Annotated in this window: 15 protein-coding genes and 1 tRNA gene; 10 read left to right on the forward strand and 6 right to left on the reverse strand. The window is 40.2% G+C overall.

Features of this window, described 5'->3' with window-relative positions; all coding sequences use genetic code 11:
- From LBH98_05250 to LBH98_05260, 3 genes are all read right to left on the reverse strand, one after another.
- A partial coding sequence (locus LBH98_05250) for a leucine-rich repeat domain-containing protein (GenBank protein MDR0304161.1) occupies positions 1–441 on the reverse strand: 441 nt, incomplete at its 3' end.
- A 29-nt stretch (positions 442–470) separates the two neighbouring features.
- Positions 471–1,439 (reverse strand): InlB B-repeat-containing protein, encoded by a 969-nt coding sequence (locus LBH98_05255; GenBank protein ID MDR0304162.1) that lies wholly within the window; start codon positions 1,437–1,439, stop codon positions 471–473.
- Between the two features lie 82 nt (positions 1,440–1,521).
- The gene (locus tag LBH98_05260) at positions 1,522–3,543 is read right to left on the reverse strand and encodes a T9SS type A sorting domain-containing protein (protein MDR0304163.1); all 2,022 of its coding nucleotides are present in this window, start codon (positions 3,541–3,543) and stop codon (positions 1,522–1,524) included.
- A 559-nt stretch (positions 3,544–4,102) separates the two neighbouring features.
- Between LBH98_05260 and yajC the strand changes: the two genes are divergently transcribed.
- Genes yajC through LBH98_05275 form a run of 3 tightly spaced genes read left to right on the forward strand, consistent with a single transcriptional unit; the run spans position 4,103 to position 6,419 of the window.
- Complete coding sequence (yajC, locus tag LBH98_05265; protein ID MDR0304164.1) at positions 4,103–4,498, forward strand: preprotein translocase subunit YajC; 396 nt, start codon at positions 4,103–4,105, stop codon at positions 4,496–4,498.
- Between the two features lie 11 nt (positions 4,499–4,509).
- Positions 4,510–5,022, forward strand: coding sequence for a peptide deformylase (def, locus tag LBH98_05270; GenBank protein MDR0304165.1), 513 nt, complete (start codon positions 4,510–4,512; stop codon positions 5,020–5,022).
- On the forward strand, positions 5,019–6,419 hold the full coding sequence (locus LBH98_05275; GenBank protein ID MDR0304166.1) for a SpoIID/LytB domain-containing protein: 1,401 nt from the start codon (positions 5,019–5,021) through the stop codon (positions 6,417–6,419). The genes def and LBH98_05275 overlap by 4 nt, the downstream gene beginning before the upstream one ends.
- Here the strand turns inward: LBH98_05275 and corA are convergent.
- From corA to LBH98_05290, 3 genes are all read right to left on the reverse strand, one after another.
- On the reverse strand, positions 6,397–7,476 hold the full coding sequence (gene corA, locus LBH98_05280; protein MDR0304167.1) for a magnesium/cobalt transporter CorA: 1,080 nt from the start codon (positions 7,474–7,476) through the stop codon (positions 6,397–6,399). The two genes, LBH98_05275 and corA, sit on opposite strands and share 23 nt — an antisense overlap.
- Positions 7,477–7,500: 24 nt before the next feature.
- Positions 7,501–7,588 (reverse strand) — tRNA-Ser (locus LBH98_05285).
- A 125-nt stretch (positions 7,589–7,713) separates the two neighbouring features.
- The gene (locus tag LBH98_05290; protein MDR0304168.1) at positions 7,714–8,268 is read right to left on the reverse strand and encodes a hypothetical protein; all 555 of its coding nucleotides are present in this window, start codon (positions 8,266–8,268) and stop codon (positions 7,714–7,716) included.
- Between the two features lie 236 nt (positions 8,269–8,504).
- Between LBH98_05290 and flhF the strand changes: the two genes are divergently transcribed.
- Genes flhF through LBH98_05325 form a run of 7 tightly spaced genes read left to right on the forward strand, consistent with a single transcriptional unit; the run spans position 8,505 to position 13,582 of the window.
- Positions 8,505–9,731, forward strand: coding sequence for a flagellar biosynthesis protein FlhF (flhF, locus tag LBH98_05295; protein MDR0304169.1), 1,227 nt, complete (start codon positions 8,505–8,507; stop codon positions 9,729–9,731).
- The gene (locus LBH98_05300; GenBank protein MDR0304170.1) at positions 9,728–10,543 is read left to right on the forward strand and encodes a hypothetical protein; all 816 of its coding nucleotides are present in this window, start codon (positions 9,728–9,730) and stop codon (positions 10,541–10,543) included. Before flhF ends, LBH98_05300 begins: the two co-directional genes overlap by 4 nt.
- Positions 10,540–10,923, forward strand: a complete 384-nt coding sequence (locus LBH98_05305) for a hypothetical protein (protein MDR0304171.1) — start codon at positions 10,540–10,542, stop codon at positions 10,921–10,923. The genes LBH98_05300 and LBH98_05305 overlap by 4 nt, the downstream gene beginning before the upstream one ends.
- A 43-nt stretch (positions 10,924–10,966) precedes the next feature.
- Positions 10,967–11,731, forward strand: a complete 765-nt coding sequence (locus LBH98_05310) for a FliA/WhiG family RNA polymerase sigma factor (GenBank protein MDR0304172.1) — start codon at positions 10,967–10,969, stop codon at positions 11,729–11,731.
- A gap of 4 nt (positions 11,732–11,735) precedes the next feature.
- A complete protein-coding gene (locus LBH98_05315; GenBank protein ID MDR0304173.1) occupies positions 11,736–12,023 on the forward strand; it encodes a hypothetical protein in 288 nt (95 codons plus the stop codon).
- Between the two features lie 7 nt (positions 12,024–12,030).
- Positions 12,031–12,906, forward strand: coding sequence for an HDOD domain-containing protein (locus LBH98_05320; protein ID MDR0304174.1), 876 nt, complete (start codon positions 12,031–12,033; stop codon positions 12,904–12,906).
- Between the two features lie 40 nt (positions 12,907–12,946).
- Positions 12,947–13,582 carry a hypothetical protein gene (locus LBH98_05325; protein ID MDR0304175.1) on the forward strand — a complete coding sequence of 212 codons (636 nt, stop codon included), beginning with the start codon at positions 12,947–12,949 and terminating at the stop codon, positions 13,580–13,582.
- The last annotated feature ends 31 nt before the right edge of the window (positions 13,583–13,613 follow it).

Raw genomic sequence — 13,613 nt, forward strand, 5'->3', positions numbered from 1 at the left:
ACTGCCGATGGAAGTTACAGAAGAGGGAATCGTTACCGAAGTCAAGCCGCTGCAATAGGAAAAAGCGGAACTGCCGATGGAAGTTACAGAAGAGGGAATCGTTACCGAAGTCAAGCCGCTGCAATCGTAAAAAGCGTAACTGCCGATGGAAGTTACAGAAGAGGGAATCGTTACCGAAGTCAAGCCGCTGCAATCGTAAAAAGCGTAACTGCCGATAGAAGTTACCGAATCACCAATAACTGCTTTGGTAATACTGTTTTTATAAAAATACCATGGCGCAGTAATACTATAATTCGGCATCGCCCCCCCTCCACTAATCGTCAACGTTCCATCCGAAATACTCCACGTTAGCGGACCCGTCTTTCCGCTTTGTCCGAATACCGCCGCCACTGACACCAACATCGCCGCCACAACGGCAAAAATTTTACTTCTATCAAACATATAAACTCCCTCTCATTAATTCTTTAATATTACAAACCCCAGCGTGCATACAAAGTTACATTTCCCGTTACCGAATACAAAGCAAACGCGTCACCCGCCTTTGCGCCGCCCGCCGCCGCAGTAAACCACCCCTGAAATACAAAACCTTCCTTAGACGAAGACGGAAGACTTACGCTTTCTCCGTATTTCGCCGGTTTGTCTGCACAACCGCTTCCACCCTGAACGTCAAATGTTATCGTGTATTCGTTAGGTATCCATTGGGCGTATAGAGTTATATTGCCGCTGTGCGTATATGAAGCGTTTGCGCCGCCCGCCTTTGTTCCCCCTGTTACCGCGTCATACCAGCCGTCAAGCGTGTAGTTAGCTTTACTTGTCGCAGGAAGCGTTACACTGCTTCCCGCCGCTACGGTAATCGTAGTACATGCCGTTCCGCCCTGTGCGTCAAAGGATATTCTTTGAGCCCAGTGAGCGTATAAGGTTATGTCTCCGTTGAAATCTATATTCATATCTTCGTCGCCCATATAAAGCGCATCCGCGTTACCCGCTTTCGTTCCGCCGGTAATCGCGTCATACCAGCCGTCAAACACATAACCGCTTTTATTTGCTTTGGGAAGTTTTATGTTTTTGCCGTATTGTTCGGTTTTTGCAGGACAATTATCTCCGCCTTGTGTGTCAAACGATATTCTTTTTATCCAGTGAGCGTACATAGTAATACTTCCGGTAACGGTGTAACCGTCGCCGTTGTCGCCCAGAAACGCGCCGCCCAAACCTGCGTTATACCAGCCGTCAAAAGTATATTTTCTCTTGCTTGGCATCGGAAGAATTATATTTTCTCCGCTCTTCTTTGATATTGGAGGACAATCGTCGCCCAATTGTGTGTTAAACGAAACCGTGCAGTGCGAGAAAATCGTGTAGTCTCCCTTATCGACATCCGAACAGGCGGTAAAAAACAGAACCGCTGCAATCATTACTTTTAGAAATTTGTCTTTTTTTAACATTAAGCCATCCTTAAAAAAATTAATTGTTATAAATATCCTGTAACCATTTTTCTTTTTCCATATCTTCCGTCTTCGTCATTGCTTAGATTTTAATCTTCCGCTTCAACACCGAAACACTACCCTGTTTCACATTCAGAATAAACATCCCTTTGGCAAGATTATCCGTCTTAAGTCCTGTCGCATTCACGCCGTTTGTAGCGGTGATATTTACTCTGTTTATCAAACGTCCTTGAATATTATAAAGTTCGACTGTGTAATCTCCCGCTTTCAGATTAAGACTTATCTGTCCGTTCTTTATTCCGGCAAACGAAATAGCAGCCACTTTTTTCTCCGCAATTCTGCCGATAGGCGTCGAACCGCATTCTTGCGGCTGATTTCCCGTAACGACGCCTGTAATCGTACCGCAGGCGATTATTGTCCCGCCGTTTGTCAGCGTCGCCCCGCCGGATATACTAAGCGTTGCACTGTCGGCTACCGTAAGCGTCGTGTTGCTCGGATTTGTAAGCGCCGCGCCGTTAGGTATGCCGAGCATGTATTTTTTCTCTATCTCAAAATCTTCTTTAAGTTCTACGTCGCCGTAAACTTTACCGATATTGCCGACAAAAAGAATACCGCCCGTTCTTTTACTTTCGTCGTAATCGTCAACTCTGTTTGTAAGGACAATCGCGTCGCCGTTTAGCGTAAGACCGCCCGCCGCGCCGCCGTCTCCGCCGCCGATGCCCGATGCTGTAGAACTACCGCCTTTTGCTATAATATTGCCGCCGCTTATGGTAATTTCTCCACCGTTACCGTTTCTGCCGCCGCCGATGCCGGCGCCATAATAACCGCCTGTCGCCGTAACATTTCCACCAATTACAACAACTTCTCCGCCATTACCGCCGGCGCCGCCGCCTATACCTGCATCGTAATAACCGCCTTTTGCTATAATATTGCCGCCGCTTATGGTAATTTTCTCGCCGTCGCCTCCGTATCCGCCGCCGATGCCTACGCCTGTGCCGATGGAAGTATTACCGCCATGCGCTTCAATATTTCCGCCGTTTATGGTGATTTCACCGCTATTTCCGCCTATACCGCCACCGCCGATGCCGGCGCCGCCATAGCTACCACTGCTTTTTGCCGTAATTTTTCCGCCGTTTATGATGATTTTTCCTCCATTACCGCCAAGTATGGGATTACTACCATACGAAGAAAAACCGCCGCCGCCGCCGATGCCGGCGCCCGCACCGCTTGCCGACAATACCGACTGATTAGATGTGTTGCCGCTTATCGCTTCAATATCTCCGCCATTAATAGTAATTTCTTCGCCGGCGCCGCCGGGAGCGCCGCCGCCAATACCTGCGCCGGAACCTCTACTTGATATAATTTTTCCGTCGTTTATAACAATTTTCCCTCCACTGCCTCCAATATTATTACCATTTCCGCCACCTATACTTCCACTAATATTCCCGCCGTTTATAATAATTTCACCACCGTTACCGCCAATGTCCCCGGCGCCGCCGCCGATGCCGGCGCCAATGAGACTAATTGTCAAAACAGTTCCACCGTTAATAGTGATTTTTCCGCCGGCGCCGCCGGCGCCACTTGAATTACCTCCTCCTCCGATAGCCGCTCCCCAGCCTCCAAATGCCGTAATATTTCCGCCGTTTATGGCGATTTCTCCGGCGTTCTCGCCGTTGTCTCCGTCTCTGCCGCCGCCTATACCCGCAGAACCTGCTAAAACGTTTACCATCAATTTACCAATATTATCGCCTGTCGATTGAGCGTATATAGTTAAAGCGTTACCTTCGCAAACTTTTATTCCGGCATCGCCGGAAGTTCCGGTAACAGATAAATCGCATCCGTCTTCAAGAATAATATGCGCCGCGCCCAAAACAGTCAGCGTAGTATTGCGCGTCAATTTCATGCTTTTGTCGATAAGGTACCATCCGTTCAGATTGTCAACCGGAGCGATATTCCACGAATCTATTACCGTAACGTTATTTGCGCTTTTTACCGCGCCGCTTGAATCGATATATGCCACATTGTCCTGCGTATCGCTAAACGCCGCCGCTGCGGTAATCGCTATTGCCGCCATTACTTTTAGAAATTTGCCTTTATTTTGCATAAAGTACTCCTTAAAATTTAATTGTTTATATAACCCTGTAACCATTTTTCTTTTCCATATCTTCCGTTTTCGCCATTGCGAGGAGCATAGCGACGAAGCGATACAGCCTTTCTTCTAAATCGCGTGGGCGCAACACGGATTCGGATATTAACCGAACCTAAAACATTATGAATAACGGGAAAGAGAATAAACCTTTTGTGATAAAAACAAGAAAAGGCTGCTCTGCCATAATTCATAGTTTCGCCAAAAATTGTGAATTAAGCCATACCGAAAAGCAGAAGGCAGATAGGCAGAACAGCCTATATGTGTGCTTGTTGCACAATAGAGGCAGTTAGCCTTACCGCTTGTTTAGCAGAGGTATGGTTGAAAAGCAGGGATAAAATCCCCACAATTCACAATTTTTGGCATAGAGAAAATACTATTATGTTTTTTGATAAAACAAAAATTTATTTTTTTCTATACTTTTAAGATTAAATACGCCGCAAATTTGAAAAAATCCTATACTATTATATGGCAAAACGTACTTTACATGAAAATTTATACGTTTATGGAGTAATTTATGAAAATTTTAATGTTTATTTTGGCTGCGGCGGCGATTTTATTTGCGCAGGACGATGCAATGCAGCCGAATTCGGGAATGACGAGTTTGATACCGATGATGGTTTTGTTTTTTGTGGTGATTTATTTCTTTATGATTAGACCGGAACAAAAAAAGCAAAAAGAATTGGATAAAATGAGAAGCGCGCTCAAAAAGGGCGACGAGGTCGTAACTATCGGCGGAATATGCGGAACGGTGTATAAGATTTTGGATAAAAAAGTCGTTATAAAAATCGACGAAAAGGCTATGATGACGGTTCTTACCGCCTCAATCGCCAATATAAACTCCGCAAAAGAAGAGCAGCCTGAAGACAAAAAGACGGAAAAAGATGAAAAAATGCAAAAAACCGACAAATAAGGAAATTCCGGATGGCGGATAAACTTGAAATATACGGTTCAAAAACTCTTCGTCAAAAATCCAAAGAAGTAAATTCGTTTGACGAAACCCTTATAGAATTCGGGAATAAATTGAGAAAGCTTATGTACGAGTACGACGGCGTAGGAATTGCCGCCCCTCAGATAGGAAAGTTAATTCGCGTCATAGCGGTAGATATTCCCAATACCGAAAAAGAGTCGGTCGTTTTGGTAAACCCTAAAATTATTTGGACGTCTCAAGAAACGCAAACCGATAGCGAAGGATGTCTCAGCATTCCCGATATAAGAGCGGCGGTCAATCGTCCGCTGTCGATTTCCGTGAGTGCGTTTTCAACAAACGGCGAACAAATTTCGCTTGAAAAAATTTCCGGTTTTTTCGCTCGTATAATTCAGCATGAAATGGATCATTTGGATGGAATTTTGTTTACCGATAAAATCGATCCTTTGAAAAGAGCCCTGCTTTTAAGCAAACTAAAAAAAATCGCGAAAGAGCGTAAATCTAAATGAAGTGCAAAATTTTTTTATTTATTTTACTTTTTCTTTTATCGGGCGGCTTAACTAAAACCGCCGTAGCGGCGCGAATCTCAAGATCGGCCGATCTTAAAAAAGTAGAAAACGTCGATGCCGACGATACAAAAAATAACGTTGACGAACAAAGTCCTACGGATACCGTTTCGGCTTCAGACAATACAGACGATTTGATGGAAAGAAACGTAATATTATACCCGCTCGCCGATTCAGTCATAAATTCTCCGCGAAAAGTAAGAGTATTATTGAATAAAAATATATTTTCAAAGAATATTTTCGTTTACGGAAAAATTAAAGTATCGTCACAATCAGTCAATATAAATATTTCACAAGGGTCGCTTCGCTTTTCTACTATCGATGAAAACAGCGTTCAAATTTCAGCGCACGGACGTTCGGCGCAAGTCGCACTCCCCTGCACTCTTTCTTTTGTTTCCGTAACAAACGTTTTTTCGTACGACGCAAAAGAATATAGAGGAAATATTATCTTTACAGGCGGTAAAAACGGTATATCCGTTATAAACGTTATTAACGTCGAAGATTATCTTCGAGGCGTCGTTCCTCTTGAAATCGGAGTACGCGGCGAGCAGGAATTTGAAGCGTTGAAAGCGCAGGCGATCGCCGCAAGAACCTACACGCTTTCAAAAATCATATACGGCAAAGATAAAGAATTTGACTTGTTGCCGACAACCGCCGATCAGGTTTACGGCGGAGTGAATTGCGAATATGCGCTTTCCGACAAGGCGATTAAAGAAACGCAAGGAATCGTAATAGTAAAAGACGACGCCGCGCTTTTAGAAACTTATTATCATTCGACCTGCGCGGGAAAAACCTCGGCGATAGACGAAGTTTGGAACAGCGCGCCAAACGCTTCTTTGATTTCAAGAACCGATTTACGCCCAAACGGCGCGCCTTACTGCGGAAATTCAAATTCGTATTCTTGGAAAGAAACGTGGACGATAAATCAATTTTCGCAAATTCTGAAAAAATATTCAAAATTATCAAACGAAAAGCCGTTTGACGGAACTGTAAAATCGGTTTTTGTAGTTTCAAGAAGCGAGAGCGGAAGAATATACGATTTGGCTGTCGTATCAGAAAAGGGAACTTTCCATTACGGAAAAGATAAAATACGCTTTATTTTAAGACGTCCGACAAAAGAAGAAGAAATTTTGAGAAGCGCGAACTTTAACATAAAAATGGAAAACAATCATATATACGCCGCCGGATACGGATACGGACACGGAATAGGAATGTGCCAAACAGGGGCTATAGAGCGAGCGCGAGCGGGACAAAATTACGAAGAAATTTTGAGAGCGTATTACAACGATATCAAATTTTCAACATGGGACGAAGTCGTTATATCCACTTGCGCTTTCTGAAATAAACGAACATTACGACGACAATCAAAATCATAACCGCCCAAACGGTAAGATAACCGTAATTCCAATTCTCAATTTCCGGCATGTTTTTGAAATTCATTCCATATACGCCCGCAATAAACGTCAGCGGAGCGAATAAAGCGGAAAAAACCGTCAAAAATCTCAGCGTTTCGTTGAAACGGTTGGCTACGTCCAAATTATAAATTTGCAAGTTATCGGAAAGCATATCGCGGCATGTTTCAATAGCTTCGTTAGACCGTACGGAAATATCAAGCAAATCTTTAAAAAACGGCTTGGTGTCTTCATCTATCAAATCGCTGTCGGATGAATTCATTTGAAGAATAAATTCACTCGTCGGTCTGAAAATCCTGCGTAATTGGTTAAGTTCACGCTTTAAGAAAGTCATTAAATCTACAAGGTTATCGGAATTACCGCTCTCCAAAACCCCGTCTTCAAGATCTTCTATCTTCTCCCCTATTCTTTCCGTAATCAAAACATAATTTTCAACAACCGCGTCAATAAGCAAATATGCGAGATAATCCGCACCGCTTCTGTAAATCCTTCCTTTTTTTTTACGGATTCTATGGCGAACATATTCAAAAACATCCATTTTTATTTCTTGGAAAGTAAGTACAAAATTTTTGCCGAGAATTATGCTCACCTGTTCGTTTATTATTTCTTCGCCTTTATAACTCAGCATTTTAGTTATTGCGAAAAGATAATAATCAAAATCTTCCATCTTAGGGCGTTGGTGAGTGTTTAAAACGTCTTCTATGACAAGAGGGTGTATATCAAACAACGCTCCGATTTCTTTAACCTGTTCGTCGTCGTGAATACCGACGACATTTATCCATGAGACAACGTTCCCGTTTAAAGGAAGAACTTCTCGAATGTCGTCGACACCATATTCTTTATATTCATTCGCGCCATATTCGATAATATCTATGGAAAGGTGTTCTACTTTTTTTTCGCCGATAAACACCGCTTGTTCGGGTATTATACCGATTTCGGCGGAAGCGTCATATATTATTTCTTCTTTTTCTTTCTCTTCTTCCACTTTTCCCTCGTTTTAATAAAACGGCGGAGAGGGAGGGATTCGAACCCTCGGTAGAAACAAGCCCTACAACGGATTTCGAGTCCGCCGCATTCGACCACTCTGCCACCTCTCCTATGTCGCCGAAAATAAGTTTTGTACGACGATTAAATCAATAGATTTTTCCGTTTTTCTCAAACAAACAGACAAATTCTTTATAAATAAATAAAATTGACTTCAAAAACACACTTAAAATTTATGTTAATTGCAAATTCTTTTTATGTAGTCTATCGGACTGCCGTTTTTTCTGCTTTTATCCGAATATTCGTCATATAAAAGCGGTTCGGTTCTTATAAGGATTTGCTTTAGCGTCTTATCAGTAAGATTGCTTACGGTTCCGTCGAAATTATCAATAATAATCCACGCCTCGTTTACGCCTTTTTCACTATGCCCCTGTGTTCCGGGAGGCGCACAATAAACTCTTCTAAAATATGAAAATCCGTCACAACGCGTTAATTTCCGAAATCTCGGAGCGCCGAAATTATGCTCTCCGTCGGCAATAAAATAATTTTCCCCGTCGCCGAAAATAATAATTTTTTTACGGTAAAGTTTAATTTTTCCGCGTTCGTCTTTGTATTCCAAACGAAAATCTTTGTCGTTTTTGTCAACAGACTGTAGAATTTCAGAAATCACAAAAGACGAATCCAAAATATCGGGGGTATTGTCTTTATATGCCTGCATGGTCGAAAATCCTCCGAAAGGCGCTTGTGCAAAAATAGCAATCACATTAAATATTACCATGTAAAATGTTTTCATTTTTTATCCCTTTGTTCGTATCACAAAATAATACATGGGCGGACAAAAACAAATCAATATTTATTTTCGGCGTCGCAATTATAGAATTAACGAACAATTTGCCGAGAATTTCATGCGTTATCGGCAAGATTTTCCAAAACTTTAATTTTTTTTCAAAAAAAATATCAAAAACAAGAATTGGCACAAAATTTGCTATTCGAAGATGTATTTTTTCTGAAAATATCGGAGAACAAAATATGAAAATGAAAAAATTTACGGCGGGTACAATAAGCGAAGCGTATATCAAAGTAAAAGCGGAACTTGGAGAAGACGCGTTAATTCTGGGGACAAGAAATCTACCCGCGTCGCTTGTTCCGTTTTATAACGGCGACAAAGTAGAAGTTACCGCGGCAATCGACGAAGACAATAAAATCGCACCTGCAAGAATTCCGGAAATGGCGGTTAATACAAAAGGCAATAATCGGGAATTTTTGGCGCGTCTAAAAACTATAAATTCTACAGAAAAAGAAACACCGCCTACAAATAAAACAAGGCAAATTTTACCTGCGGAACAAAAAAATGAAGAAAAAAAAGAAACGACGGCGGAAAAACCGCAAGAATCCGTCCATATAATGAAAATACATGACGATTTGAGCGACATGAAAAAACTCCTCGCGCAAATTTTGGCGACAGGCGAATCGCGTGTTTCAGGCGGATACGCAGGAGCTTGGGCTATTTTGTACAAACGGCTTGTAGATAGCGAAATTCGAGAACTTTTAGCAAAAGACTTGCTTGACAAACTTAAACAAACTACGCCCAATCCCGGAAAAGAAATCACGAAAGCGTTTTTGCAGTCTCTTGCGGACAGTTTTCCGGTTTCCGCTTGTGAAAATGCGAGGATTCAATTTTTTGTAGGACCCACAGGCGGCGGAAAAACCACGACTATAGCAAAACTCGCGGCGTATTTTTCATTAGAAAAAAAGAAAAAATGTTCGCTTATTACAACAGACACATACCGAATTTCCGCTATTGATCAACTGCGGGCGTATGCCGAAATAGTAGATATTGATTTACAGGTAATTTATTCTCCGGACGAAGTTTCCAGCGTTATTGAAAATTGCAGTGACAGCGATGTTATTTTGGTTGACAGCGCCGGACGAAGTCAGAAAAACCGCGAACATATGGACGAGTTGGCAAATTTTATGCGTGAATTAAGCCCCGATTGCACTCATCTCGTATTGAGCGCGACGACAAAAGAATCCGATTTGGTAGAAATTGCCAAACGCTACAAACCGCTTGGAATTACGCGCTTCTTATTCACAAAACTTGATGAAACGCTTAGACTCGGAAACATTTTTAACGTTGTAAATTCAATCGGCATTCCGGTTTCATATTTCACGACCGGACAAAGCGTTCCGGACGACATAGAAACGGCGCGTTCAGCAAATTTCGTCAAAAAACTACTTGAAGGAAGTTCGTTATGAAAGACCAGGCAGAAAAATTGAGAAAAATCGTGGGAAATATTTCAAACGCCAAAACAGCAGATAAAAAAATTTGCTCAATTATGCTTTTAAGCCCGGAAAACGAAAATTTTGATATATCCGCGCCGCTTTCAAAAGCATTCGCTATGCGCGAAAAAAAGGTACTTATTATTGACGATCGTTTTGGTGTTGAAAATCTGAAAACGACGTTTAAATTCCCCCCGAAAGAAACATTGAAAAATTATTTGCAAAACGAATGTTATATCGACAATATAATTGGAAATATATGTGAAAACGTCGATTGGGTTTCCTACAGAAATTACGATTCTCCTATAGAAATAGGCAATTCGGATTTGAGCAAGTTCATTTCGGACTTATCGAGCGTCGCCGCGAATTACGATTATATTATTATTAACGGCGGAATGGAAATTTCAGAGAACACTCTTATGTTAACAAATTCCGCCGGCGCTGTTATTTTAACCGCCGCTCCGAATCCCGCTTCCATTACCGACGCTTATTCCGCACTGAAACTTTTGGTTTCGCAGATGCGGGCAAAAGAAAATATTTATTTTTTGATAAATACTAACGGAAATGAAAACGAAAGCGAAGTACAAAGCGTAAAAGAAAAGTTTTTTGCACTTACGGAAAAATTTATAAATTTCACCCCTAACTTTTTGGGATTTTTATCTTTAAAAGATTCTATAAGTTTTTCCGATAAAATAAATTCGACGGCAGAAAAAATTGACGAAAACAACATAGGTGCGAATCAAAATTTCTTTGCGAATTTCGCACAATCAATCGGAGGAGAATTATGACAAAAGCGGTTCACAGTTTCAGTATTTTTTCCGCCTATGGAGCGTTTATTCTGATATTTTTATCAGGATACGATTTTTCGGGAACTTTCACTATAGAAAGTATTACGCCGCTCATTTTAAAATCTTTGTTCGGCGCAGTCCTGTTTTGGTTTTCGGGAATTATTATAGGAGATATTTTGGTGCGCGGAATCATAGAAGACGTTGACGTAAACAGTTTAGACGTACTTGAGGGCGGTTTGGAACAGCGTATAGCCGAAGAAAAGAAAAAAAATCGCGTAGAAATTGTAGATAAAGATCTAGTTCTGCTGACAAATGAAGACGCAAAGACAAGAGAAAAAAAAGGCAAAACGAAAACAATTAGGTTTATAAACACACATTAAAACTTCTACCATAACGTATTTTTGAAAATTGAAGGAGTTAAATATGTCTAACGTAGACGCTCTTTGGGAAGAATATAAAAAAAATAACTCAAAAGCGGTAAAAGATAAAATTCTCGCCGAATACGCCGGCTTGGTAAAGTATATAGCCGACAGAGTCGGTTATTCGCTTCCAAGGTCTGTTGACAGACAGGATTTGATTAGTTGCGGAATAATCGGACTCATTAAAGCCGTTGAAACTTTTGATCCCGCCAAAGATATAAAATTTGAAACATTTGCAAGTCATAAAATACGCGGCGCGATTCTTGACGAACTGCGTTCATTGGATTGGGTTCCGCGTTCGGTTCGACAAAAATCCAAAGTAATACAAAAAGCATATTCCGATCTGGAAGAAAAATTAGGAAGAACCCCTTACGACGACGAAGTTTGCAGTTATTTGGACATAGATACCGAAGAATTTGAAAAAATGCTCGCCGATTCCGCTCCGGCAAACGTTTTTTCGCTTGACGAAACATTCGGAAAACCCGATAGAGATTCAAAAGACATCTCTATTTCAGAAACGATAGAAGACACCAATTCCGACAATCCGTTGCAGAAACTCGGTTATGACGAAGTTAAAAGAATATTGAAAGAGGCGATCATTACGCTTCCCGAAAAAGAAAAATTAGTAATCGCTTTGTATCATTTTGAGGAACTTACACTTAAAGAAATAGGTGTAATATTGGACATTACCGAATCTCGCGTAAGTCAAATTCACTCAAAAGTTATGCTAAAGTTACGTTCTAAATTGCAAAACAAAATGAAAGATTAGAATTATGAACGCTATCGACGTCCCCGCATCATTTCAAAATCTTGAAAATATGAACAGGATTCAACAACGGGAAGTTACGAATCCGCTTGCATACGCCATGAGAAACAGCGACGAAGACGCCAAACGTCTCGAAAACCAACTTCACCATGTACATGAAACAAACAGCGCAGAAAAGACAGAAGTGGACCCCGACAAACAAAGGCGGCAACAACAGAAAAATAAAAAAAAAGACGAAGAAAAGCACAAAAACCGCGGACTTGAAAACGGAAGATTTGTCGATTTTACCGCATAAGGGAAAAATGTCATCAAAATCCGAAAGAATAAAAAATATTGCATCAAAAGTTGGGAATCTACCGATACTCCCAACCGTAGTAGCCAAAATGATAGATTTAGCCGATGATCCCGAAACGCAGACCGAAACGCTTGCAAGATTGATTTCCAACGACCAATCGCTAACGGCGCGAATATTAAAAGCGGCAAATTCCGCATACTACGGGCTTTCCCGCGAAATTTCTACAGTTGATACGGCAATAGTTGTCATGGGTTATAAAGCGGTAAAAGAAATAGGGCTTTCTCTTTCGGTCGTTGATTCGCTAAAAAACATGGGTTCAATAAACCGCTTTGATATCCAAAAATACTGGGAACATTGTTTAGGAGTAGGTACCGCCGCAAAAGAAATCGCTAAAAAATATCTTTCTACGGATGCCGGAGAATTGTATGTCGCCGGACTTTTACACGACATAGGAAAAACGATTTTAATTCAATATGCACAGCAGGATTTTTATAGTGTTTTGGATTACATGGAACAAGAAAACATTTCGTGTTTTGAAGCGGAAGAACAAATTTTGGGAATTACTCACGGCGAAATAGGCTACATTATCGCCGACAGGTGGAATTTACCGGTAAAAATCGGAATGATCATCCGCCATCACCATTATCCGCAAAACGCGCCGAAAAATTTTACAGCGGAAGCAGCCATTATCGATACAGCCGATACATTGTGCCATAATTTAAACATAGGCAATGCAAATCACAGAGTCAACAAAAATATAAATCCGCAAATAATTCAAATTTTTGACAAAACCAATTCGTTTGACGCCAGCGAAATCACCCTAATCGGCAAAACTCTTAAAACCGAAATCGAACAAAACGAATTATTGCATTTTACTAATTGATAATAAAAACGTTAATTTTACAAACCGGGAGAAAGAATTAATGATCAGCATATATAACGAAAGATTTAGAAAATTGTATAGTATCGCTCCTAAAATAGCAAAACTTATGAAATCCATTCATGCTAAAATTCTATTTTTGCTAAATTATAAACAAGACGAAAATTCATTGAAAAGCGGTATAGAAAAAATATTTTTACAAGAAAAATCACCTCTTTTTTACGAAATAGAAATTGAGACTATAAATAAATGTAACGGGACTTGCTCTTTTTGTGCAATAAATAAAAATATCGATAAACGTTCTTTGGTAAAAATGAGTGAAAACGATTTTTTCAAAATTATTAATAATCTTGCAGAACTTAATTTTTGTGGATTAGTCAATTATTTTTCAAATAACGAACCTCTATTAGATAATAGAATATTTGATTTTATTAAATATGGAGTTTCTAAACTTCCTAACGCATATCACATAGTATATACAAACGGAATACTGTTAACGGAAGAGAAATTTCAAATGTTAATAGATACAGGACTTACTTATTTAAGAATTGATAATTATAATGATAAATTAAAAATGAATTCAAATATTTTAAAAGGTTCAATCCTAGTTAAGGATAAAAAAATACCATGTTTTTATATAAAATACTATATTGCATTCACAGAGTGTACACATCTATAAAATCAAGATAATTTTAACGGATTTTCTCTTA

Source organism: Chitinispirillales bacterium (assembly GCA_031254455.1).
Classification (GTDB): domain Bacteria; phylum Fibrobacterota; class Chitinivibrionia; order Chitinivibrionales; family Chitinivibrionaceae; genus WRFX01.

Bases quoted from the DNA above. Each gene is read 5' to 3' on its own strand.
- LBH98_05255 (MDR0304162.1), bottom strand. From the start codon at position 1,439: ATGTTAAAAAAAGACAAATTTCTAAAAGTAATGATTGCAGCGGTTCTG.
- LBH98_05260 (MDR0304163.1), bottom strand. From the start codon at position 3,543: ATGCAAAATAAAGGCAAATTTCTAAAAGTAATGGCGGCAATAGCGATT.
- yajC (MDR0304164.1), top strand. From the start codon at position 4,103: ATGAAAATTTTAATGTTTATTTTGGCTGCGGCGGCGATTTTATTTGCG.
- def (MDR0304165.1), top strand. From the start codon at position 4,510: ATGGCGGATAAACTTGAAATATACGGTTCAAAAACTCTTCGTCAAAAA.
- LBH98_05275 (MDR0304166.1), top strand. From the start codon at position 5,019: ATGAAGTGCAAAATTTTTTTATTTATTTTACTTTTTCTTTTATCGGGC.
- LBH98_05290 (MDR0304168.1), bottom strand. From the start codon at position 8,268: ATGAAAACATTTTACATGGTAATATTTAATGTGATTGCTATTTTTGCA.
- flhF (MDR0304169.1), top strand. From the start codon at position 8,505: ATGAAAATGAAAAAATTTACGGCGGGTACAATAAGCGAAGCGTATATC.
- LBH98_05300 (MDR0304170.1), top strand. From the start codon at position 9,728: ATGAAAGACCAGGCAGAAAAATTGAGAAAAATCGTGGGAAATATTTCA.
- LBH98_05305 (MDR0304171.1), top strand. From the start codon at position 10,540: ATGACAAAAGCGGTTCACAGTTTCAGTATTTTTTCCGCCTATGGAGCG.
- LBH98_05310 (MDR0304172.1), top strand. From the start codon at position 10,967: ATGTCTAACGTAGACGCTCTTTGGGAAGAATATAAAAAAAATAACTCA.
- LBH98_05315 (MDR0304173.1), top strand. From the start codon at position 11,736: ATGAACGCTATCGACGTCCCCGCATCATTTCAAAATCTTGAAAATATG.
- LBH98_05320 (MDR0304174.1), top strand. From the start codon at position 12,031: ATGTCATCAAAATCCGAAAGAATAAAAAATATTGCATCAAAAGTTGGG.
- LBH98_05325 (MDR0304175.1), top strand. From the start codon at position 12,947: ATGATCAGCATATATAACGAAAGATTTAGAAAATTGTATAGTATCGCT.